This window comes from Marinobacterium sp. xm-g-59 (assembly GCF_013283315.1).
GTDB lineage: Bacteria > Pseudomonadota > Gammaproteobacteria > Pseudomonadales > Balneatricaceae > Marinobacterium_E.
The window spans coordinates 1-26,849 of the sequence record NZ_WBYR01000015.1 but is presented as its reverse complement, the minus strand read 5'-3'; the positions used below and the strand labels follow the sequence as shown (position 1 = coordinate 26,849).

The window sequence follows — 26,849 nt, the reverse complement described above, 5'->3', positions numbered from 1 at the left end:
GACGACTTGCATTGAATTGAGAGATTACCGTAGCCATTTTGTTTCCCCTTGCGAAGCTTAGCTTCGACAATTAATTGGGCCTAAATGTCACAACCGTGACAAATTAGACATACATCCATCGTGCATGAAAACAATTTATGTCATAAGTGTCAATAACAAATTGACAGAATAGTCTCAACTAATTATCGGACCTTAAAGTCCCTGGGCAAACGACTTCTCTTCTACAATGCAGATGGCAGAGATGAGCCGAACGGTCATTTACTGCCAGTTATATTGCCAAATACCTGAGTCATCACTGGTATTCGTCTCGGTCTGCACTGTCCTCACTACCAAATCTAGTTGCTCGTCCAAATTTTGTGCGTTGTACAGATCAGAAATTTGCACGCTTACTTTCGTCTGATGGGCCGTAATCTCTTCTTCCTTGAGCGACCTTGTCTCGACCACAACACCATCGATGATTAGCTCTACAATATCGCCTTCTTCCAAACCTTCATCCAGAGCAATAATTGCTTCAATTGTGTCTCCTAGGACAGGCTCACCGAGCTCGTTCTCGTACTGATCTCTTACGATTAAATCTGTTACATACGCTTCGTGCTGCAACATTTGTCGTAGGGTTTGTTGAGACTTCACTTGATGATCTGAGGCAATAAGCTCCGCTAGTGCATCTTGTGCTTGAGACTCGTTTAGAGCTTGTCCTGCGAGCAAAGATAATTCATCGGCAGTCAACTCAACGCCAGTTGCCTTTTGGGAATCGTATTCAACCTTAGTTGCGAACCCGTCCAAAGCATAGAGATCCTCAACAGCAGATTCCAATGCTGCAAACAATGTGGGATCACTTGCAACGGATGGATTATTGTCAGCAACCGACAGTATCCAGCTCTCTGTAAAGACGATCTCCGCTACCGCATCATAATCAAGTGTAATACCAGCATCTATTGCCGCTTTAACGCCTGCGTTGATGCGATCGATATTGCTGATCGTCACACCCTCAATACCAGCCTGCTGATAGGTCAGCAAGGTCGGAGCGGTCGAGTCGTAATCAAAGTCGGTTGCGCTCGAAATGGGCTCAACCACAAACCGTATCTCGTCTAGATTGATATTAGAGTTGTCGCTATTGTCGGTCTTTTGGGAAGCCGATATAGACAACCTAAAACCTGAGTAAGCCTTATTACTGGCCACTGCGAAGCGCTCAATGCTGCTGAGCGTGTTATCCGTAAAGGACTGAATAAACTCCCACTGCCCACTAGTCGCATTCCAGCCTTCAAGGTCGAAAGCAGCAGGTAAACGACTTGGGAAAGCATCACGAACATCGAGTTCTATCTGTCGAACAATGCCCCGATAGTTGGGGTCATTGCTTACCCAAGAGACTTGCTCTGGATTAGCTTGTGATAAGGCGTGATTATTGGCCCAGTACGTCGATGTGTTTCGGTCGAATGCATTGGCAACCTTGTGGGTTGAGTTGTCCCACTGGCTCGTTACGCTAAAATTACCACCGGTACCGTTAGTGGGCACGAACAGGGCACCCTCACCTTGGAAAATTTGGCTCGTGCCGTCGAAGTTTTCAGTGAGGTCGGTAAACGCATTGATCTGTGCCTGAACGCCAGCAGCCACCGCGTCAGTTACCGACAGTCCATCGGCCTGGCTCGATGCAAGAGCTTCCAGTACAGCAAACAGATTTGCGCCATTAACATCAGTGAACCCGGCCTCTACCAATTCAGCAGCGGTAGGTGCCTCCACATTGGCGCCAGCTTTCAGAGCATATTGCTCGATACCCAGGCTAATCGCTTGGGCGCGAGCCTCAGCTAAAACAGCTGTGCGATCTGTTAGATCAAGTGTTGGGTGTTCGAGCAGCGCCAACAAAATATCACCACTGGTCTCCGCCGTAACCATAGGCAACTCCAGCGCGGTGAACAAACTACTGTCGACCACAACGTCATATACGTTGAATTGAAGCTCGTCTAAATTTACTTTTGAGCTACTGTGACTGCTGTTTGCACTCGTTATGTTGAGGCGGTACCCAACAAATGCTTGACGCGCAACATCGGAATCAACTGAAAATGTTTTGTCGCTACTAGTAGATGTATTGAAGTAGGTTTGGATATCTACCCATGATCCCGTAAGCGGATCAAGACCTTGTAGCGTAAAGTCTCTCGGCGTGCGGTCAGTTGATCCTGACTCCTCACGGTATTCGTAGCTGAAAGATTGAATACGCGTCCATCTCGTGACGTCACCCTGATACCCTAATAGAAGTGGATTGCTGGAAGTTAAACTCCCATCGTCTGCAAAGTATGTAGCGCCGCTATCATCAAAGAGACGCCATGCGGGATAGGACGCCGCCTGATATGGGTTGTTTTCAATAACACCACTAACATCACCACTGAGCCTTGGCACATACTCCCTTAGATTTCCAACAGTAGTAAGAGCCATAGCGAGCGATCGATCAGCACCGAATTCGGCTTTTTCAGACAACAGGTTCATCAATGCACTGGGCTGGAGTACCTGCTGTGATACGAAGGCGGTCATGGCAGCGATATCCGTTAAATCGCTGCTGGTCGCCGCGTCTCGCCACTGCTGGTCAAGATAAGAGCGGCTAACCTCGCCAATGTCGTTAAAGCCAAGCTCCAAGTAGAAATCAGCAGTTAGGGTTTCGTTGTTGTTGTTAACAACGCGATTGATTTCACTAATTAGGAAATCCTCTCGCGCCGCATCCACGGCCTGCTGCAACGCCGTATTGGAACTAAACAAGGTAGCGTCGCTCGCCTGCGCGGTGACCAGCGCCGCCGAGATAAAGGCCGCGTTGTAAGCATTTATGCCCTGAATTCCCGCCTCGTCGAAAAGGTCCGCGCCCTTGGTGTTGAACCACAACTCATTGATAACGGTGATACCATCGTCGGGCGCTTGTAGATAGAGACGGAATCCGCTGTAAGCCTTATCACTATCTACATCAATAGTTTGCGTTCCCGCATTCGTACTATGAGCGTCACTGTAATGAATGTTCTCCCATCGCTGCCATGTGGCGTTATAGCCTTGTATCCAGAAGCCTGTCGTTATTTCCCCGGTAGTACGTAAATTAATGCTCACGCTGTCTAACACGCGAGGACCGATCAACTGATAGATATCGTAGATGCCAATTATGCCCTCCGGCTCCCCCGCATACACGTCGGCAACATTGTAATCACTGGCATATCCATTTCCGGCGCCGCTTTCAGTACCATCAAAGATTTCATAATGGGCATCCCAACCCGGACCCCACCAAGATTTAGCAAACACAAACCCGTCTACTAACGGGCTAGAGGCCGTCATATTATTTTCAACAAATGTGCCGTCCGCTAGCGCTTTTTGATAGTTGTCAGTGTCGGCTGAGATCGCGTTAACAAAATCAAACAGCGCTTCAAACTGATGGTTCTGATGATCAATGAGCTCTTGAATCTCTGATAAGCGCAGCGCTGCTCCGCGTGGGTCATTCAGGAGTAGCGTATTAATTCGGTCGATATTGTTCGCGTTCACACCAACAAGACCCGCGTCCGCGTAAACGCTTGGGTCTGTTACGGCACTTTCGTGCCGAATCATTGATTGGAGCGCCGCTTCGTGTGCCAACACATCATCAACTATCGGCTTCAACGTCGCGTGACTGATTACCGCTGGTTTTATCTCTGATGCCAAACGAACGTTCATCGCTTGTACGGCTGTATCTGTTATGTTGCCGAAACCGAGGTCCCTGTAGTCCGAAAGCGTTAACGTGGTGGCAACGCTCTGAGTTATGTACTCCACCTCCGATACGCCAAAATCTACCTGATCGTATTCGGACAGATCACCAATATGATCGAGCATTTCCAGTCTGAAACCGTTATATGGCGTACTAGATTCAATATTGAAACTCATTGGCCACTGCAAAGTGTTTGGACCTTGCAAATAGGCGACTAACTCCCACTCATCACTCTCTGGATTGTAGCCCCACACGTTAAATTCTTCCGGCGCACCATTGCGCCAGTTAGCGTTAGATGAGTTTGGCCAAATTCTTACCTCTTTTAGAATCTCTGCCGGCTTAGACTGATCCCAACCACGTGAATCACCGCCCAAACTCAGTACAGCGAAACCAGCATTATCCTCGGAGAACCAGCCACGTGCATCAGCGGTGTCATCTATCGCCTTTTCGCCATCGAATGCTGTGTAGACGTATGTCGTAGAGTTGTAAGAAGCAGTAGCTACAGCGCCCTGCCCGTCAGCTGTTAACGGCGCGTCAAGGAAGTTAGCTTCGCTGCCCTCAACGCCGACACTGTATGCGTTGCGATCAAGATAATCAGAAGCCTTCGCTGCGGCGTCGAAGTATCTCCCGACGGCCACTTCCATAACCCGCAAGGCATGGCTTACGTCAACTAGATTACCTGTATCACGCAGTGCCACATCGATAGCTGCCGCTACCGATGCGTCGATCGGCGCTTCAAAATCTATGTCTAGGTCAGCCAGCAGAACCGCAAATGCTTGATATTCGGACAGCGTCAGTTTCTGACTGTCATCACCTGCGGCAAACAGTGAGGCTTGATCAAAATAAGCCTCAAGCTGCGCAAGGTTCGTGTGAACAGTTTGCAGGTAAGCGTAGCGCTCCATGGTAGTGGTCAGGGCTGCACCACTCGCTTTTTCTACGAGATCACTAAAAATAGCGGCTTGAGCAGACGACAGTCCCTCAAAGCCCAGTGCGGCAAGTTGCGTCTCGTTAACGTCAAATGTTGCCGGCTTGGTGTAGAACAAAAGTTCGTCTAGGTTAATCCAGCCATCGGCATCGTTAGAACTATCAATACGGATGGCGAACCCTGTATACGCTTTTGCAGGATTGTTTACGTCATAATCAATATCAATGCTCACACCACTGCCACTGTCGCTTGCTGTATTTGTGAGATTTTCTCTAATCAGCTCCCAGTCACTGCCCGTCCAACCCAGTAGATCAAACTGGTTGGGAACTCTCGCGCCATAAGTTGCTCTTGCATCAAATACAACACGGGTGAGTACCTGCGCGCTCGATAAATCCTCGCTTCGCCAACCGATGAATTCGGGTTTTCCAGCACCGCTATGCCAGCCTACTCCGGTAGTGGTAGCAGACGTTGAATACTGTTTATCAAAGACATTGTTTGCGCCCCAGGTAGTTGCATATTTCGTGTAGTCAGAACCATTGTTTCCATAAAGTGGACCCGTCGCATCGAAGACCAGTCCTGCCTTCGCCTCATTACTGAGGTCGTAGTCAGGAACGAAATCTACTTCTGTGGCCGCAGTATCGACACCACCTGCCGACAAGTGCGCTTCAAATCGCGCAATCTGTGCATGAAACGCTGCAGCTGCAGTGCCCAACACGGACACGACTTCAGCATAGCTCGATCCGGTGTCGCTATCACCCAATATCGCTAACAAGCCATTGAGATTAATATCATCTTCGGCAATCCAATCCTCAAAGCCAAAAGCGACGAGGTCGGCGCGGGTCCATGCGGCGCTTGCGTCTCCACCTTGCCAGGCCTCGAGTTTGGCAACCCGCGCCTCAGCGTCTGATACGCGTGTCTGCAAAGTGGTCAGTGTTGGCGTGACAGTATCGGCCGCACCCGCAGTGCGCAGGTAAGCACTCACGTAATCCAGATTAGCCTCAGTCACGCCGTTAATGCCGGCAAGCGCATACGCTTCAACTGTCGCGGTCTGCTTTACGATGAAGCGGAGTTCGGTCAAATTGAGACTGTTCGTCTCGCTCGCACTACTCATTAAATCTTCTGAATAGAGCCGGAAACCACTGTAACTCTGACCTCGGTTTTGAATAGCAACCGCAAATGACAGCTCACCAGACGTCAGGGTGTCGTTATCGAAGCGCTCGATGATTTCCCAGGTCGCTCCGCCGTCATTTGTGCCTTCAAAGAGGAAGTTATTGGGGATACGCGCTCCAAAACTCGATCTGCCAACCCATTCAATAGCAGTGGGAATACCCGCAAGCAAACCTGTTGGATCAACAAACGCCACCCACTGATCTGCAGACCAACCGTTTGTATCCGAGTGGTAAAGTGTGCTTGTATTATCATCAAACGCGTTAACCGCACCTCTTGAGTCGTAGGTTGTCCGCACACTCGCTCCGAATACATAGGCCTCATTACCCGCCGCATCGAGATCGGGGACGAAATCACCCGTATTGAGTGCCGCATCAGAGACCACGTGGAGCCTTGCCAAGGCCGTGGCTTTGAGTTGCTCCGCAACCAGCAGTTGCGTTTCAAGATCCGCCATGGAGGTAATAGCGCCAGCGCTCAGATCGTCTAACGTGCTGATTAATGACGCGTAATCAGTCGCCTCGTAGGTTGATAGACCCAGAAGTTCCAGCTCGGCATTGGTCGGCTGGCTAATACCTGCATCGACAAAGGCCTTAACCTTATCGAACACCACTGCAATCTCGTCAGCCGCGTGCTGCATTTGCGCTGTCTGCGTAACACTTGTGAGTTGCGCAAGCTTTTGCACTACCGCAGCCGCCGTGGCCGCATCGGCAACGCCCTGAATACCCGCCTGCTGTAAATCAGTGAGCGTCAATGACGCGGTCTGATTGGTTGCAATAGCCGTGATGATTGTCTGGCTAGCGGTGTTCACCTCGTCGACGATGGCTTGAAGTTCACCACCGGCGACGTAGTCAGTTGAGAATGTGGTAAGTAAGCGCTGCTGATAACCCAGTAACAGATCTGCGTCCACATTCTGGATATTGAGCGCCGTGAGGTCACTCACACTAAAGCCTTCCGACGCCGTCACCCGATCGACAATGAGATTAAGTTCAGCCATGGCAGCGTCACCCGACGCCGCGGCAGAGGCACTGACAGTCAGCGCGTCATAGGCAAGGTCTTTGGCGAGCGTGTTATTGGCTGAAAAAACGGATGCAGGCGCCGCGTTGAACGTCACGTCGTAGGCCGTCATCGATATTTCATCAAAGCCCACATGGGTGTCGTGTGACTGATCGTTGGGGATGGAAATGCGGTAGCTCGAGTACAATCCGGGCTCATCAACCACAAAGGTCTTGGTCTCGCGCGGATCCCAGTCACGTGTGGCAGATGTAAATTGTGCTCCGGAGTTAGCGGTTACGACGTCACTACCCGCAACAGCATTGTAGATTTCACCCTCATAGAGCGGCAGATAGGCGACCAAATCACTATCAGTCAGTGTGGGTGCCGCCAACATACTGGCCTGAACTTCTTGCTGTGTAAGCTCACGGTTCCAAACAGCTGCCTCGCCAATGTAGCCGTCAAACGCAGGGTCTTGGGACCAGTTTGAGTCGCCAATAAAGTTACTGGTACGAGTCGTTTGGTCAGGTACTTGGGTAGCAAAGGTATGGAACACCTCACCGTTTAAATAGACCGTAGCTGCACCAGCATCCGAGATGCTGAAAGTTATGTGTTGCCAGCCGCTATTAGGGATACTTGAGGGACTTGTGCTCGTTGACGAAGTCGAGCCATCAAAGGCACTCATGTAAAGCTTATTGTTTGTGTTAAAGCCTAAAATGAGATTGGAGTTGGCCGCACCGTTCCCTAAATCAAAAATCCGCGACATAGCTGATTGCGTGTTGCCATCTAGGTTTACCCAAGCCTGCAACGTTACAGCGCCACCCAAGGTAATATCACCTAAGTCTATGGCGCCGTTGTTAAAATCCACTGCACCATTTTGCGCAATCAGCGATTCAGTACCCGTTAACGTCTGGGTATCCGAGTACTCACTTAAATATTGAGATCCATTAATGGGTGTAGCAGACCCCATGCTGGAGTTTGTGGCATGGTTTTCAAGCGTGCCGTCATAGGCCTTTAGGTAATATTCAAGACCCGCCTCATCACCATTCAACGGCGACAGCAAGCTTGCATCGATCTCGCTTTGCGTGAGCGCCTTATCCCAAATACGTACCTCACCCACTTTCATGGTGGGGTAACCATTTGGCCAATTCGATTTGCCAATGAAATTGCTTGTCAGTGTGGTGTTAGAGAAGGTGTGCAGCTGTCCCGCCGTCAGACCTGCACCAGTGCTTTGATTAACGGTCGCGATCTCGGTACCGTCGATATAAATGTGGGGTGTTTTATCGTCTTCCAAACTGACTGTAACTTGATGCCACCCGGTGTTAGGTAAAACACCTGCTTGAGTGTAAACACGTGCCTGCGTACCACCACTAATATTTGTGGTAAATCTCAGACCATTGCTGCCATCAAATGCAAGCAAAACATTGGTGTTATTCTCACCTAAGCCAAAGTCAAAAATTCGGGACCATTCATCAGGTGTTGTTCCTTCCAGATTAACCCAGAATTGCATGGTGAAATCACCATCCATGGTGATGTCAGGTACATCGATGTACTGACTGCTACCGCTTTGCAGCTCAAAGCTGCCGCTTTGATCAATCAGCTCCGACATATTGGTGGGTGTCGCTAAATTCTGCCCACCCACATCAAGATCGACCCAATTTGCACCATCAAAACCTTGGAGTACAAAAGCACCCGGACCACGCGCGGGCATTGCTACGCCGGTAATGGAGAACTCAGTAACCAGTTTTTCGCTGGGCAAATCAACTTGCCACCACTCGACACCATCTTGGGTAACAGCCCAAGAGTTTTGATTGTTACTAGCCGTAGCGACGACATCGTCTAGCGCATCGTAGGCACGATAGTAGAAACCCGCATCATTAGAAGAAGAAGACGTCACGCCATCTACCGTATTGGTGGTGGCACCTGCCGGCATGAGATCGACTGTAGATCGTGTGAACGTTGCCAGGTCATACCAAATAGAGGCGTCGGCGGTGTAGTCGAGGCGTCCCTTCACCACGAACTCTTCAGGCAGGGTCGCCACTACATCGCTGTTGAATGCCGCTTTTAAACTCTCAAAGCGCAAACGTGTATTGCCGCTGGCTTCGGCGCCTAGCGTGATCTCGCTGCTCAGCACTTCGCCGCTGTCTTGATTTGTTATGCCGTCAACCAGACCGGTCGTAGCTGATACGCCACTGATCAAATCGGTTGAGGCGGCAAGGACAGTATTATCAAATAGCGCGTTGTCGTCACCACCGCTTTCGGCAGTGAAAACAGTGATCGGATCATTGGCGAAAGTATTAATCCGCGTATCAAGCTCACCGCGGTAATCACTTACACCGCTGGTCACAATGGATTGCAACTCACTGCAGGTGTCTTTCAACGCCGCATCGGTCTGGGCTTCCAAACGCGCAACAACAAACTCAAGGTTATAGGTGTCAACTCCTTCAAGGCCGGCAGCCACAAAGTCATCCACCGTTAAGGCTGTGTCACCGTCTTCATAATCGGTTAGTAACTGTATCGCAGCGTCAGCCAAACCCACTGCCGCCTGTAAGCCAGCTGCATCAGTTGGCTGGGTACGTGCAATTTGCTCTACGACCGCTGCATAGTTATCAGTTGATACGCCTAGTAAGCCGGCGGTATTTAGGTCCTCTAAAGAGGCAGTAACGTAGCTATTATCAATCGGGGTCTTGGTATTAAACGTAAGCTGGTTAATATTAATGTAACCATCAGACCCAGAATTTTCTTGGTTGGCCGTTGTATCGATAACCAAGCGGAACCCTGAGTAAAGCTTTTCCTCTGGAAAGTCGTAGGCGTCATAGGGTTTGTTTAAGAGCTGTTCTCTCGTAACGGAAAAACCGCCTTGGGTTGTGTTGGTGAAGCTCCCAATCGGTTCCCAGTTCGAGGTATCGGGATTGTATCCCTCAACAGCGAATTCACCCGGCACGCGACCACCCAGGCCAGCACGTGCGATAACCGTTACGGATTGGAATGCGCCAAGATTTGTGGGTGTTGTTGCGGGATCCTTCCAACCCAAAATGGCTGAGTTGGACCCATTCAAAGCGCCTTCACTGTGAGCACCATTGCTGTCGCCTGTACCTGTGCTGCTATCAAAGGCCTTATAAGCGTCATAATTATTAGGTTCGTGCCAATTGAAAAAAGTCTCAACGATACCTGCAGCGTCTTGATCGCTGTTATTATCGATCTGGGGCACGAAGGACGATGTCGTGCTGGAAAGCTCACTAAAGCTTTGTGCGTCGGCAGCAATGGCTAGTGTGTACGTTAGGGCATCCGAAGCCGCTACCAGACCGGGATCCACAACCGCCTGTATTTCGCTGACGCTGTTAAGGACGAGCGCACTATCGAACTTCACTTCGTTGTTGACGGCATAGAGTGTTGTTGGTGTGACGCCGGTGATACCTGCGGCGGCGTAGTCATCGACGGTGAGCTCGCGACCCAAGGTGCCGTTGTTGTAGGCCTCGATAGCGGCAATGGCGGCATCGGCTTTAGCCAGTAAGTAGTTTAGGTCGAGCACCCGGTTGGCATCACCCTCAGCGGCCAAGGCCACCTGGGCATTGACGGCTTTCAGGTTATCGATGCCGTTGGCCACATCATCGCTGATGCCTGTGGCAAGGCCGACCGCGGCGTATTCCGCCACCGTAAAGCCTACCTGCGGATCGGCTGGTGTATTCGCTTCAAAGGCTGCCAATTTGGTATTGGCCGAGGCAACCGCGACTTCAATGTCACTGACGGTATGCGTAGTCGTGATATTGGTATTCAGCGCTTTAAGCTGGGTATTAACCGCCACCAGATTGTCTTCAGTAACGCCCGTCACCTGCGCCAGCGTGTAATCTTCCACTGTGGGTGCGGTTGAACCGCCATCGGCGTAGGCTTCGATGATTGCCAATGCCGCGGTTTGGGCATCCAAGCCCTGCCCTGCTGTTTCCAGCTCAGTCTCAAGTTCACCCACGACCGTGGCAACGTTACTCGTAGTCACTGCCGTGAAGGTGCTTCCTTCAACGACCTTGTTCACCGCATAGAGGTTGTCGGCATCAATGCCGTTACTAGTGCGGAACTGGGCACCCGATAGGAGATAGTCATCTAGGCTCGGTTGTGCGGCACGCAATGTGGCTGCAGCGCCATAGGCACCCCAGTCTTTCCACTCAATGTGCAGCACCTCGCCATCAGCACGCACACTAAAGGCTAGATCATCATAACCCGTTACGCTCTCTAGGGCCGCAACCAAGGTCGCTGCATCAGCCGTTGCTAGAGCTTCAGTGACCAAGGTGTCACTGCCAACACGCAGGGTGAAGCTGTCGGTGGCCAATAGCCCCGTCAGATCCATGCTCAGGTGGCGCGGGGTGGCATCGTTGAGGCTACCATTTGCGTTGATTGTGCTATCGCCTGCATCCACGACCGTGCCACTGGCAACCGGAGTGCTGTAGGCCACGATCTTCTCAAGCGCAGCTTTCTGAACCGCCAAGCCCGCATCCACAACCGCCTGCAACTTGGCGGTGGTATCGGCATCATCACGCTCAGCCGCAATCAGCTCACGCTGTACCGCCTCAAAGTTATCGCCGGTGACTTCTAGGAAGGTCGCGTAGTTGTATGTATCTACATCTGGAATCTGCTCTGCGGCCACTTCATCAGCAGCGTAGTTCGCTAAGATTTCGAGTGCGTTGATCACGTTGTTTACCAACGACTTCAGTTCGTCATAACTATCAATAGAGCTCAGGTTGGTATCGCTGCCTTTGTTCATCAGCGCGATACGGATCGCTGCGATGTTATCGGCAGTAGCGCCACTGATTCCTAGGCCGTTCAGCTGTTCAAAGGTAACACCGTTGGTAGCCGGATCTGTTCCATCGGCAAGTACCGCTGTATCCAGCACCGCTTTGATGTTATCCGCGATAGTTTGTAGCTCAGTGACTGTATCGACATCGTCATTCGATTGAATATCGATAATGTCCCCCAGAATACTGATCTGAGCTGTTTTGATCACGGCATCATCGCTGAGCGTTACATCCAGGTTGGTGTAATCCGTTTCAGCAATTGTTGATGTGTCGTTATCGGTCGCATCAGCAGCTGTCAGAATAAGGTTGTAGCTATTAACAACCGCCTGAACCTTAGCCTGAATGTCGCTAGATACTGTGACGCTAGACTGCGCTAAGACATCCAGTACAGATGCCAAATTAGTGCTGTCCACACCTGTTACAAAAATCGCTTCGAAGTCAGCAACGGTTGGGATCAGTGCAGCATCTGTAGGGGTAGGAACAGATTCAGCAAAGTTCACAAGTTTGTTGGCTGCGGTGGCAACGTCTGTAACAAGTGTGGTCAGTTTGGTGAGGCGGTTTACGCCTGAATAATCGTTCGCTGTATTGGCAATCGCTAGGCGGATTAAGCCTAGGTTCTCTGCATTTACAGAGTCGCTCGCTGCACCATTAGCGGTCAGCGTGCGCGGTGAATTTGTATCGTTAGTGAAACCGAGAGTTTCAAGCTCAGTAGCTGTCAGCGCATTGGTGTCATCAAAGGTTGCTGTTGTTTCAAGCGCGGCGTTCACCAACACTTTAGATGCCACATCTGCGAATGTTTGAATTTCAGCTACGGTTGCCTGAGCAGTAGTATCCGCCACGATTAGATCGTTCAGAAGCGCAACTTCAGCATCGGTGTCCATATCATTGATACCAATCAGCGCAATTTCTGCCTGTGTTAGTTTGGCTGCAGAGGCATCCCCAGCCAGCGCAACAACTTTGGCTGCGATATCAACAAGCTTCTGAACCTTTTCCAGTGTGTTGACTTCGCTTGATGCAACAGCGCTATCTAGGATGCTATTGATCAGCGCAATGTTATCACTGGCTGTTCCAGAATCATCAGCACCCTCAACACCCATCGCTTCAAGTTGAGCGACGGTCACTGAATCTGAATCATTCGCGTCCGCTTCTGCTTTAACTGCTTCTAGGGCGTTCACAGCACCGTCAACCAGCGCCTGGACTTTGGCAAGCGTATCGACGGTATCGTAATCGGTGCCAATACCTGTATCTTTCAGGACCTTCTGAATTGCGCTAAGGTTATCGTCAGTTACCGAGGGTGTTGCCACGTCAGCATCGGCGTTGTCGAGATCAAAGCCCAATAAGCCCAGCTGAGCTTTGGTAATCGCGGGCGTTTTGCCTTCAACGGTATCGATCAGAGCCGTCACCGCTTTGCGGATACCCACCACCTCATTAATACGATCAACCCGAGTGTTATCCGTAAAGCTCGAGATCACCTCGTTGAGTACAGTTACCTCGGCTGCAGCACGCGCTGTGGTCGTGCTAAAACCTGTCACACCAATCGACTCATACTCCGACTGCGTTAACGCTGCCGCCGCGCCGCCTGAGGTCGCCGCCGTCAGAACACTCTTGTACAACGTAATCAGCGTGCGCAATGTCGCCGTGTTACTGACCGTTGCTCCCGTCACCTCCGTCGTATTGAGCAGCGAGTTGATTGCAGCAAGATTAGACGACGTCACATCATCAGCGGTCGAGGCATCCAGGCCGTTAATCGTGTCCCATTGGGCTAACGTCGGGTAACTGGTGGTCGCGGTATTGAGTTCCGCGGCCTTCTCAATCTCCGAGAGGTTGTCTAGGTTGGCAACAATGTCAGCTTTGACCTTCGCAAAATGATCAACGGTTGCGTAGTTAAGATCACCATTGCCCTTTAAATACGTGATGACACCGGCATAGTTCGTATCATCAACAAGGCTCAAGCCAAGCAGATTAAGTTGCGCCCGCGTGACATCACCCCCGGCCGCAGTGGATGAACCATCATCGACAGTGTTGGTCGCCAAGAGCGCTTCAACGGCATCAGCCAACGACTGTAATGCCGCAATATCACCGACATCCGTGAGGTTACGCTCGTCAATCAGATGACTCAAAAATGAGGCCGCCGCATTAGACAACCCAGTTATGCCTAACGCTGCAAAGTCGCTTGCCGTCGCTAACTGAATATCATCGTCAATACCAACAAAACCGTCTAAGTCATCATCACTGTTGTAAACCGTGTAACTGACCTCATCTATCAACAGTTCGAAGTTTAATAACTCTAGTTCGTTACCGTTTCCTGTAGCGGTCACGTTGAACCTGTACTGCTGGTATGCATCTGTTGTTGCACTTGGAAAAAGATATGTGTGGCTCGTGTTCTGAGTTTCTTGCGAGTCAGTCTGCGTATCTAGAATAGTCCACGTCAAACTATCGTTTGAACCTTCAAGTGTCCAAGATTTAGGGTATCCGGCATTTGTAGATTTAAGCGTATATCCAGAGAGTTGATACGCCTTATCCGCATCAATAATAAGGACATTAGTAGGATCGCCATCGGCATTTGCATAACCTGACCCGAGGTCATTATCAAATGCCTCATTAAGTGCCCAGGTACTGCCGAACACACTTTCTGTCGATATGGTAAAGCCATTTTGAGTAATCGATGTTGCCGTACCTGATGGGGTATTTGTTTCAGGAATTATGTCTACTGTCTGTTGCGCGACATCAACACTATCTACGCCTCCATCGGCGAGCGTTTCGACTTTAGCCCAGGCATCGACGATGTCTTGTGTGTCGGTTGCGACGCTGCTTGCGATGCTATCGAGCACACCGCTGGTGGAGAGTGACGAGTTGATCGCAGCTACGTTCGCATCGGTTACTCCAGCCACACCAATAGCGGCGAAATCAGCAGCAGTTGGTGCGTTAGCACCATCATTTGCTGCGGCGTATGCCTGAATCACGTTCGCCGAAGTCGCTGTATCGTTGATCAGCGTTTCAAGAGCGGTGAAATCTAGGATATCTGAGTGATCATCTGCGGTGTTGGCAATTGCTAGACGGATTGAGTCTAGGTTAACTGCACTAATCTCTGTGCCCGATACCGCTGGTGTTGCAGGTGCGGTGGTAAAGCCCAGATATTCTAGGTCGGTAAGTGTTAGCGCTGTCGCTGTTGCATTATCGATACCAACGACATCGCTCTCTTCAGCCAGTGTTAACATCGTTGTTAGTGCGGTTGCCTGGTTCTGAAGATCGGTCACCGTATTAACACGAGTGCTGTCGTTCTTAGCGATGATGTAGCTGTTAACAAGAGCGACTTCATCCGCTGAAGTTACACCGGTGATACCAATGTTGTCGTAATCCTGAGCTTCAGCTTCAACGGTGCCATCATTGGCCATTTTCAGAATTAGATTGTAGCTATCGACGATCGCTTTAATCTGACCGTAGTTCGATACTTTCGCTGTTGTGGTGCTCGCCAGTTCAAGTACGCTGTTGATCGCAGCGTAGTCCGTCACATCAGTCACACCCATATCATTCAGGGTGGTGACATCAACAATCGCTGAGGCATCATTGCTGCCCGCCGCTGTTGAAATCGCATTCATTGCTGCGATTGCATCGTTAACTAGCGTTTTTAGTGAAGCGAGATCTGTCAGCGCACTGAAGTCTGTATCGATCGCAAGATTAACAAGTACCTGCTGAATCGCTGTTAGGTTGTCGTCGGTAACATCCGTAAGCACGTTGCTATCGGCGTTATCAACATCAAAACCGAGTAGTTTCAGCTGTTCCTTGGTGATCTTAGGTGTTTCACCCATCGCGGTGCGAAGGGCTGCCTGTACTGCGTTGTAAAGCGCCTGCGTCTCGGCAACGGTACCAACATCCGCGTTTGCTTTGGTATCCACCAGATCGTTGAAGATCGCGATCGCGGCGCTCTGTTTAGCCGACTCACCGGTTGTCGCTTCCAGGCCTGTTAGACCCATGGCGATTAGGTCATCCGCAGTCATCACATCCGTTGCGTTACCATCGGTACCATCAGCAATCTCGACGAGCTTTTTAACCGCTGCAACGACACTTGATAGCGTCGAGAAGTTACGTGCAATCACGCCATTTACTGGCTGACTATCAAGTGAGCTGTTCAGTGCAGCTACATCTGGAATGTCAGCAGCGTCTATACCTACTGCTGTGTAGTCATCTTCCGTGAGGTTATCAACCGCTGTATTACCTTCCGCTGCATCGCGAAGTTTGAATACAGCAGCAAGACCTGCGTTTACAACACTCTGGATGCCTGATGAGGTGGTCGCGATGCCATCATCGTCCGCTTCACGCTGAATGATCAGCGCGTTGATCATATCGATATCATCGGCGATTAGGCCTGTGATACCAGCTGTTTCGTAATCGTCCAGTGTTGGTACTGGAGCATCCGCTAGCTCGTTTGCGTGGTTCGCAATCTTCAGCAGTGCATCCGTGTACGCCTGTACACCTGCGTTAACGATAGCTGCCGCTGTATCGAAGTCGTAAACAGTGTTGCTGTCTTCCAGTGCAATCAACTTGTTGATGGCTGGAAGCGTCAGTTCGGTTACTGCAGTCAGACCTGCAAGTTTGTAGGTCATTACAGTTGGTTTAGTGTTTGCGCTATCGATGGCGTAGTTCAGCACCACATTCAAGTTGTTGGCCTGAACGGTCGCTGCGTTCGTCGCAACCGTCTGAATTTCAGCTAGCTGATCAACCTGATCAGGTGCTTTCTGTTCTACTAAGTCAACGGCTGCGTACAGCTGTTTCTCAGTAAGACCCGTTACACCCGCTGTGACAAAATCTTCCAGTGTTGGGCGTGCTGTGTGCAGTTCACCCATGTTGCTATGAACACCGAAGTTTTTGAAGGTGATCTCAAGCAGACCACTGCCGTTATCAGCAATAGTGAACGGCGCGAGTGTGTAGGCTGAATCTGCTTGGAAAGCTGTGATCATCTCTGCAACGGTTGGCGCAGAGGCAAAAGCACCTGTCTCAAGCGTTACAGTACCTAGGTGAAGCGTATAGCCATCAGCCGCTGCCAATACACCCGGATCGATAGTCTGAACCGCTTTGGTTGACGCATCGCCCGCTGTCGTTTCAGTGCCTACAACATAGGCATCGGCGTAATCGGAGATCTTCGCCATGGCATCAAGCTGGGCTTGAATACCGTTATTCACGATCGTCTGGATATCACCAACCGTAGTGGTTTCGCCTGTCGCAGAACCTAGGATCACCGCATTCACTGCCACTAGGTTATCTGCAGTCACGTTTAGAATACCTGCCGCCGCGTAATCGTCGGTGCTCAGTGCAGTGTTGCCATTACCCAGATCGGTTGCGCCGTCTGAGTTGTTGAAGGTTTCAATCAGCGCTATGGCATCATTAGCCAGACCAACGATGGTTTGAATGTCAGCGACAGAGTCTTTATTACCTGTGGTGGTCTCAAGACGCATCTGCGCGTTAACGGCCAATAGATTATCGACTGTCACGTTAAGCACACCAGCATCTGCATAGGCTGCTAGCTGCTCTGTCGTTGTAAGAGCGGCTTCACCACCTGAGAGATCATCAAGGGCGTAGGTTTCAACTTGGACATCAGATTCAAGGTAAGCGATGGCATCGTTTGCTGAAGTGACTTTAGCCTGAAGCTCAAGAACTGAGTTTAAGTTTTCCGTTGGTGCGTCTAGTTCAACATCTGCTGTCAGCTGCTTACGGATCTGAGCGTTAACTGCCAACAGGTTATCTTCTGTAACACCTGTGATACCAGCTGCTTCGTATGCTGTGATCTGAGTTGACGCATCCGTTGAATCTGTTGCCGTAAGCGGTGCGATGTCGCTCAAGATGTAAGCCAATGCATCATTTGCATCGGTCACGATATCTTGGATTTCAGAGACAGAATCTGCATCACCATCTACAGCAAGAAGTACCTGCGCGTTTACAGCAAGCAAGTTATCTTCAGATACTCCGGTCACACCCACATCCGAGTAGTCAGTCTCAGCTAGTACCGTTTCTGTATCTGCTGCGAACTCTTCGATCTGTGAAAGTTCAGTATTCGCCTGCGTTACGATCGTTTGAATCTGGTTCACAGTCGCTTTATCGGTTGCCACACGGAACTGTGCGTTAACCGCGAGTAGATTCTCTACAGTGATACCTTGGATACCCGCTGCACTGTATGCGGCTAGCTGGTCTGCCAGTGTGATACCTGTTTCACCCTCAGCGATAGTCTCTGGTGCTGCAGTTTCATCTGCAACAGTTGCTAGGTAAGTGATCGCATCGTTTGCATCAGTCACAAGCGCTTGTAGCTCATCGACGTTATCTTTCAGCGTACCATCTGTTACTAGACGATTCTGTGCGTTAACGGCAAGAAGGTTATCTTCAGATACGCCTGTGATGCCTGCTGCGCCATATGCTGCCAACTGATCTGAAAGCGTGATTATCTCTACGTTCAGTTCAGGCGCAACTGTAGTGCTAAGGTATGTAATTGCATCGTTCGCTAGGCCAACGATGGTTTCGATCTCTGCAACAGCGTCTTTGTTCTCGGCTGTCGTCTCTAGACGCATCTGCGCGTTGACCGCTAGAACATTGTCAGCTGTGACGCTTAGAACACCCGCTTCATGGTAAGCAGTGACCTGCTGTGCCTGAGTAAGGTTTAGGTAGTCCTCTTCAAGCGCAACTGTGCTGTCTAGGTATGCGATCGTATCATTCGCGGCAGTCACCTTAGCCTGGATATCCGCTACGGTATCGAGATTGTCTGTTGCGTTGCTATCCGCAGCAAGCTGCTTGCGGATCTGAGCATTTACGGCCAGCAGGTTATCTTCTGTAACACCGGTGATGCCCGCAGCGTTGTAGGCTTCGATTTGTGCTGTAGCATCTAGTGTTTCTGTAGACGTCAGCGGTGCGATGTCGCTCAAGATGTAAGCCAATGCATCATTTGCATCGGTCACGATATCTTGGATTTCAGAGACAGAATCTGCATCACCATCTACAGCAAGAAGTACCTGCGCGTTTACAGCAAGCAAGTTATCTTCAGATACTCCGGTCACACCCACATCCGAGTAGTCAGTCTCAGCTAGTACCGTTTCTGTATCTGCTGCGAACTCTTCGATCTGTGAAAGTTCAGTATTCGCCTGCGTTACGATCGTTTGAATCTGGTTCACAGTCGCTTTATCGGTTGCCACACGGAACTGTGCGTTAACCGCGAGTAGATTCTCTACAGTGATACCTTGGATACCCGCTGCACTGTATGCGGCTAGCTGGTCTGCCAGTGTGATACCTGTTTCACCCTCAGCGATAGTCTCTGGTGCTGCAGTTTCATCTGCAACAGTTGCTAGGTAAGTGATCGCATCGTTTGCATCAGTCACAAGCGCTTGTAGCTCATCGACGTTATCTTTCAGCGTACCATCTGTTACTAGACGATTCTGTGCGTTAACGGCAAGAAGGTTATCTTCAGATACGCCTGTGATGCCTGCTGCGCCATATGCTGCCAACTGATCTGAAAGCGTGATTATCTCTACGTTCAGTTCAGGCGCAACTGTAGTGCTAAGGTATGTAATTGCATCGTTCGCTAGGCCAACGATGGTTTCGATCTCTGCAACAGCGTCTTTGTTCTCGGCTGTCGTCTCTAGACGCATCTGCGCGTTGACCGCTAGAACATTGTCAGCTGTGACGCTTAGAACACCCGCTTCATGGTAAGCAGTGACCTGCTGTGCCTGAGTAAGGTTTAGGTAGTCCTCTTCAAGCGCAACTGTGCTGTCTAGGTATGCGATCGTATCATTCGCGGCAGTCACCTTAGCCTGGATATCCGCTACGGTATCGAGATTGTCTGTTGCGTTGCTATCCGCAGCAAGCTGCTTGCGGATCTGAGCATTTACGGCCAGCAGGTTATCTTCTGTAACACCGGTGATGCCCGCAGCGTTGTAGGCTTCGATTTGTGCTGTAGCATCTAGTGTTTCTGTAGACGTCAGCGGTGCGATGTCGCTCAGGATGAACGCCAATGCATTGTTCGCCGCATCAACTAGACCGCCGATCTCTTCAACCGAGTCTGCTGCTAGATCTTCAGCACGGACAACCTGTGCATTGACTGCCAATAGATTTTCGTCGGTAACCGTCAGAACGCCTACCGCTTCGTAATCGGTGATTGCAAGTGCATCATCACCTTCGGCGTGCGCTTCGATCTTCGCGAGTGCGGCATCTGCAGTTGTAACAGTCGCTTGAACTTCAGCCACTGTCGCTTGGTTCTCTGTAACACGCATCTGAGCGTTTACAGCGAGAAGGTTGTCTGCTGTCACACCCAGAACACCGGCAGCACTGTATGCTGCTAGCTGAGCCTCTTGTGTAATGTTTTCATAATCGGTTTCAACGGCAACGGTTGTCAGGTAGACAAGCGCTTCGTCAGCCAGTGTGACAAGGTTTTGCAGCTCACTGACACTGTCTTTGCCAGCAATGTCAACCACCAGGCGCACCTGTGCATTGACTGCAAGCAGGTTATCCTCCGTGACATCAGTGACGCCTGCTGCGCTGTAAGCAGCAAGTTGCTCGTCTAGGGTGAGACCTGTCTCACCATCTGCCAGTTCGATAACAGCACGGATCTCTGGGGCAACGGTGGTACGGATGTACTCGATTGCAGCATCTGCAGCTTCAACCAGTGCGGTTAGCTCTTCAAGCGAGTCTTTATCTTCTGATGTCGCCGCTAGACGAACCTGTGCGTTAACTGCCAGTAGGTTATCTTCAGTCACACCTGCAACACCTGCCTGTGCGTATACCGCTTCGGTAGGGTTATTCGCAGCGTCAGCATCCAATGCAGTGTGCGCGCTTAGCGTGTTCAGCGCAGTAAAGACGTTGGTTGCTACGGATTGAAGATCAGCCAATGTTGCAAAGTTGTTGTAGCTCTCAACCGCATCACGTGCGATTACGGTCTGCAGTGCCGTCAGGTTCGCCTCTGTTGCATCAGTTAAGCCAAGTAGGATCAACTGATCAACGGTGATGCCAGTTTCTGTATTAGTTCCGTTTACAACGGTCTCGCGCAAAGCGATTACGGCGTTGCTAAGGGCTTGCAGCTCAGCGGCTGTATCAATACCTTCGCTGCTCTGAACATCCATTAGAGAGTTCAGGAAGCTTGTCGTTAGGTCGTTACTGTCCGTCGTATCAAGATCGTTGATACCCAGAGTGTCATAATCGGTCAGTGATAGCGCATCAACTTCGTTAACTTCACCGCCATCCGCCATGCCGTACAGCACGTTGTAAATAGAGACGAGTGAGTTCAGCTCAGTCTGAAGATCAGTCTCACCAACGACCACATCACTGTCAGCCAGGATCTCGTTCATTGCGCCTAGCGCTGAGATGGTAGTACCGGTGCCTGCGAGTACGACTTCGTAATCAAGCTCAGTCGGTTCACCCAGACCACCGTTGATTACATCCGACGCTGCGACTGGATCTTCAGAGAAGGATTTAATGCGATCTGCTGCGGTAACAACAGCATCAACTAGATGAGTCAGCTCAGTGAGTTCGGCCACATCAGTATCGGCCTTGGTTGCCATAAAGGCGCGTACAGAGGCAAGCTGTGCCTGAGTGACGGTTTGATTTAGTAAGCTCAACTGCTCGACGGTAATCGCATTTTCATCAGTCGCCGCTGTTGAGGCATCTTCAAGATCGACGGTGTAGAGCAGTGCGTTGATCGCATCGGCAATCGCTTCAAGCTCTGCCGTTGAGTCGATCTGATCGACGGTTTTATTGATGAGCAGCGATGTTGCAAAGTTAACTGCACGATCATCGGTGAGCTGTTTTACGCCCAGAACGGCATAATCTTCAGTCGCAGGAGCAACTGCATCAGCGTCCTGAGCATTGAAGCTTAGAAGGCTGTTATACGCGTTGATAATGGTCTGCGTTTCGTTACGCACACCGTCCGCTGTAATCACGATATCGCTATCAGCCAGCACGGAGTTGATGCTATCAACGAGCGCCTCGTCCATGTTGGCAAGACGCAGTTTCTGGTATGTCTCAAGCGTTGGGATCTGATCAGCATTGGCGATTGGATCTTCGCTGTAGAGGCGGATTGCATCCATCGAGCCGTTAAAGTCGTCTACCAAGAACTGCAGCTCGTTGATATCCATCACCGCATAAGAGAGCTCGGTGTTGGTGCTCAGGCCGCCATTAAGTACGGTCACCATATCGTCATTGTCGATACCGGTGATGCCAAGGCGCTCGTAATCGGCAAGAGTTGGCTCTAGATCCACTGACTGTGGATCAACCACAAAGCTAATCAGGTTTTGATAGCTGCCAAGCATCGCTTCAAACAGCGTAATATCACCCACCTGAGCGGCACCGATACCGGTTTGATCCAATACTTTGGCAAATGCCTGCTCAAATACCGGTGAAAAGTCTGGGAAACCCAGCGCTACATAGTGCGCGTGCGTCACATCGTCTGCAGCGGTGTTCTGTTCAGCGGCGATGGTGATCGTATCCAGTGCAGCCAGAGCACTAGAGAGCAGTGCATCGATTTTGGCGATGCTGTCCACATCCGAACCGTCATCGGCGGTCTGAGTCAGCAGGCGGTGTGCCAAGCTAAGGGTGTTTTCGCTGACACCCTGAACGCCGATCAGCTCAAGCTGTTCGATGGTTACGAACGGCTCAACATCAGCTGCGGTGCGTAAAACAGCACGCAGCGCTTGCGCTTTCTCTAGATCGTCTGCAGTAAACTCCTGACCTGAGGCTTCCACATCCTGCATCAGGTCAACGGCATTGGCCGCCTGGTCGATCTCCAGTGCTGCCAGCGGTGTGAATTCCAGTGTTTGGTTGTCGGTGTTTTCAACAATACCGTCCACTAACATCTCGATGGTTGCGCGAGCAGAGCCGGTATCGGTATCTTTTACGGCGAGTGCTGCCAGTGCTTCACCGTAGGCTTCGCCAGCAGAGAGACCGTCGTTCTCGTCGAACTGCTTATCCAGCGTTGTCGTGACGCGAGTGCGGGTAATATCAATGCCTTCAAGGCCAAACAACGCAGCGATCTTGACGTTGTAGTCGAGCTGTTCTGCAGACAACAAGCTGGGTATTTCACCCTCAACATACCCGGCTTTACGCACGGCCAGCTCTGTCAGAGGCGAGACAATCACAGTGATGGGCTTGGATTCAGGTGCTGCTTCATCAACACTGAGCATGGCGCGCAGCGAAGTATCTAGGCTAGTCGACTGCTTGGTAAACTCGTTGATGTAGTCGGTTGAAACAGAAGAGTTGTCACGCACCTCGACCAGCATAGGGCCGCGGTAACCGTTCAACAGTGTGATCAACACCTGACCGTCAGCGGCGTCGGTCTCATAATCAACGCGGTAGTCCTGACCGTCGGTCAGTTCAATACCGGTATCAGTAAATAGATGCACACTCGCATCCGAGCCAATAAAAGGACCCGCCACTGGCGTAATTTGGAAGGCCGTGGTGATCGTATCAACCGGCTGAACCAGCACAGCCGCTTGAGTCAGCGGGTTACCTGAGCGGTCAGCGACAGCCTCAGCAGCGACACTGATCTCGAGCTCACCGCGGAAGTTGTTGTTGGTAGAGAGTTGAATGGTGTAGGTGCGCTCATCAACCTGAGTCAGGCTGCCCTCTACAACGATGGAGTGAGTATCAAAAAGATCGAAGGGTGCAGGCTGAATGAGGTTCTGTTCATCCAAAACTTCGGAGCCATCAGCCGGTTTGATGAATAAAACCGATTCATCAAAGGCTGATGGAGGCTCATCAAAGGTTAGCGTAACGGTGATCGGCTCACCCGGAATCGCTGCAATCTCTGGCTGATCGTCAGTGAGTTCTAGATTGAATCGTTTGGTATCGATCGACAGCGTTGAGTAGTTCAGCGCGCTCGGATCGATATCAACCACAGCGTCATTACCCGCCAGATCAGTGATCTGAGCACCCTGCTCGGCCATGCCCAGTACGCGCAGGTAATCTTTATTGATGTGCTCCTCAGCAACACGGTACTCAAAACGCATGATGCCGTTAGCAAGATCAGAGCGCTCAGCGATATACGCTGCCGTTTGACCGTTACTCAGCGAAAGTACTGGTTCACCGGCGCTGGTATCGACTAGCAGCGCTTCATCAAACTGGATATCAAACGCAACGACCGTATCGATGCCGTAGTAGCCATCGTTGAGGACATCGTTTTCTGAGCCAGCATCTTCAACCAGATTAACCAGCTGCAAGGTCGGTGCGTTGGTGTCTACCGCAACCGGTGACGCATCTGCATTGATCAGTAGGTCTGATCCAAAAGCAGCAACGGCGTTGCCCGCTGCATCAGAGATCAAACCGCCGTTCATGTTGATGCCGCTAACTTCGAGGGCATCAACTGAGTGATCGGTCATTTCGACTTCGTAGCGGAACAGTAGCGTATTGGATGCGGAACCTGACACGTAGGTGGCTACGCCACCGTTGGCCAATTCGAGGGTTGGGCGGCCAGACGCAGTATCAACGTTGACCCATTCGCTGGTCTCCATCTGAATCCAAACGACATTTTCGATTCCGTAACTACCCGCTACTGCGCTAAAACTAACAGCCTGAGGTTCGATACCATCAACGATGACAGTCTCCTGCAGGCGGTTTGTGCTGTTCAGGCTGACGTTGGCACGGTTGTGGGCAACATCGACGAGTTTTGCATCATTTTCGAGGAACGCCAGCACCTGCAGAGGGTTTGCAGAGGCCGCAGGCTCACTAAATTCGTAGTTGAAGGTCCAGGTGTCTGTGCCCGCACCGCTCAGGTAAACAGCCTGTTTACCGTTGTTTAAAAAGAGTGAAGGGGCATGTTCTGGCGCCGATTCGAAGTCGAGCGATTCACTGAATTTAACCGTCAACTGAACGGTATCACCCACCGCATAGGCTCCGGCCTCAGCGTGGATACCTTCGATCTTCGCTTTTACCGTATCGACTGGCTGGAGCAGAACATCCGACGCTTTGTTGGGGTTGCCGGCCTCATCAGTGACAACGCCATCCATCACGCGCACTTTAATCGGCTGGGTGCTATTACGGTCTGGGGTTACAACAAAGCTATATTCGCCTTCAGGACGACCCGAGTTATCCGGTGTCTCCAGGCTTAACTGATCAATGCTACCGCCTTCGACGCTGAGCTTGCTCAGGTCAAAGTCCTGCACCGACTCAGAGAAGTTCACCACCATGCGCACATCGCCATTAACGATGCCGTCCGCATCCGAGCGGATGGTCACGGTTGGGTAAGCGCTATCCAAGGTGTAGTTAGCATCTTGTGACTGACCGAGGCCAAAGTTGCCTGCCAAATCAGAAACTTTGGTGAGATCCAGACTCAGAGTCTGCTCACCGGCTTGCGTGTCTTTCAGCGGAGTGAACGTGCCTGTCCAGGTCACGCCATCTTCACTGCTGAGGTTACTCAGCGCGCCGTTCTCGATGTTGAAGAACTCTGGGCGCAGCTCTTTGATCGCCCCATTAAATTCGATGGTAAGCGTTGCCGCTTCACCCGCGCTCAGATCTGCAGAACCGTTCTCGTCGAGAACGCTGATAGACTCTACTTCTGGTAGCGTCAGATCGATAAAGATGCCGCCTTCAGCCTGCGCGATCGCACCGCCGTTTGGCAGGGTCAGGTCAGCAGATTCACCAGCAACAACGCCGTTGAAAGTCGCGTAATTGGTGCGCAGTTCAGCAATCGCCAGTGCGTCCGACTCAAAATCAGTCGCTTTAACGGCATAGCTGAAGACTAGGCGTGTTGGTGTAGAGGCTGCGGCGTTGTAGGTGGCGATTTCGCCATTGCTCAGTTTCAGCTCTGGGGTACCCAGCGCATCGTTCATCTCAACCGGTTTGTTCCAACCCAGGGCGATATCAATGATCTCGCCTTCGTTGTAGTGACCGGCGTTGGCAGAGATGGTGTTGATGTACGGTGTCGCAGCATCCACCACCACATCCGAGCGGTACGCCAGACGGCTGTTGTCGCTCAGGATCGCCATATTGGCTTCGTTGCCGGAGATGTCCTTAAACACCGAGCCGTTAGTGATCAGTGCATGTACATCTAGATCGGTGGTATCGAAGTCATTTGGCTGAACGGTGTAGCGGAAGTTCAGGAAGCTTGAACCGTCACCATCGACATACTCAGCGACCGCACCGTTACTCAGTGCCAGAATCGGTGAACCGTTGGTGAAGTCGATGTAGACGTTCTCGCTGAACTGAACTGTCAGTTCAACGCTGTCACCTGCTAGGTACAGCGCGTCCTCTGCCGCAGAGATGGTGACAATCGTTGGCGCAACGCCATCAATTTCAACCACTGCATGGTTGGAGAGGTTGGCACCGGGAGTGATGTAAGTCTTAGCGTCGTTACCCGCATTGTCAGTAATGTTGGCACCGTCTTTCACCAGTGCCTGCACATTGAGCGCATCGACCTGATCGTTCTGTACCACGGTGTACTCAAACACCAGCGTGTTGCTCTCGCTACCGCGCACATACTCAGCCACCTGGCCGTTGTTCAGGGCAAGGAACGGTGTGCCGTTCACGGCATCAACATTGACGATCTCATCGTAGGTAACAGCAATCGCGATGGTATCGCCGGCGGTGTAGGAACCGCTCTCGGCATTGATACGGGTAATTTCAGGCGCACGGATATCCCAAGGACGCGCAATCGACTGCTCTGCGTTAAGGTTACCCAGGCTGTCGGTCATCGTGCCTTTACGCAGTGTGACGGTGACGTCACCGGTAGGATTATCCTGTGCTGCCGCGGTAGGCGCGACTTCCAGAGTGTAGACCTGCCCTGCTTGAACTTCAGTAAAGCCACTGGTCACTTTGATGCCGTTGGTCACGACAATGTCGTTCACATCAAAGTCAGTCACTTGCTCACCAAAATCGATGGTGATCAGACGGTTACCGTTGTAGAGCACGCTAGAGCTAAGCTCTGCGACAGGACCCAGGGTATCGATAGAGATCGGGTTAGAGACACTCAGACCCGTACCGGTATTACCGGCATTGTCAGTCACCAGGCTGTTATCCAGCACCAGCGTCGTCTCATCGGCTTCGATCTTCAGCGTTGGGGTAAACACACCCTTCCACACAGTACGCGGAATGACTGTGCCTTCCACCGGTACCAGCGGTGACAGCGTACCGTTGCTGACAATGATGGCATCACGAGGGTTGGTGACAGACTCAGCGAAGGTCACTGTGACACCCGAGGTCTCACCGGCAATCAAGGCGTCGCTATCAAAGGTGATCACACCTTCTGGGCGCTCACCGTCAAAGGTAATATCGTATTTAGCCGCCACTGTGGTGATCTGTGACAGTGACACTG

The 26,849-nt window shown here is 51.1% G+C and carries 1 protein-coding gene; it reads right to left on the bottom strand.

All coding sequences use genetic code 11. The features are described 5' to 3' along the window. Positions 1–258: 258 nt before the first annotated feature. A complete protein-coding gene (locus XMG59_RS11565) occupies positions 259–26,823 on the bottom strand; it encodes an Ig-like domain-containing protein (RefSeq protein ID WP_217363740.1) in 26,565 nt (8,854 codons plus the stop codon). Positions 26,824–26,849 lie beyond the last annotated feature (26 nt).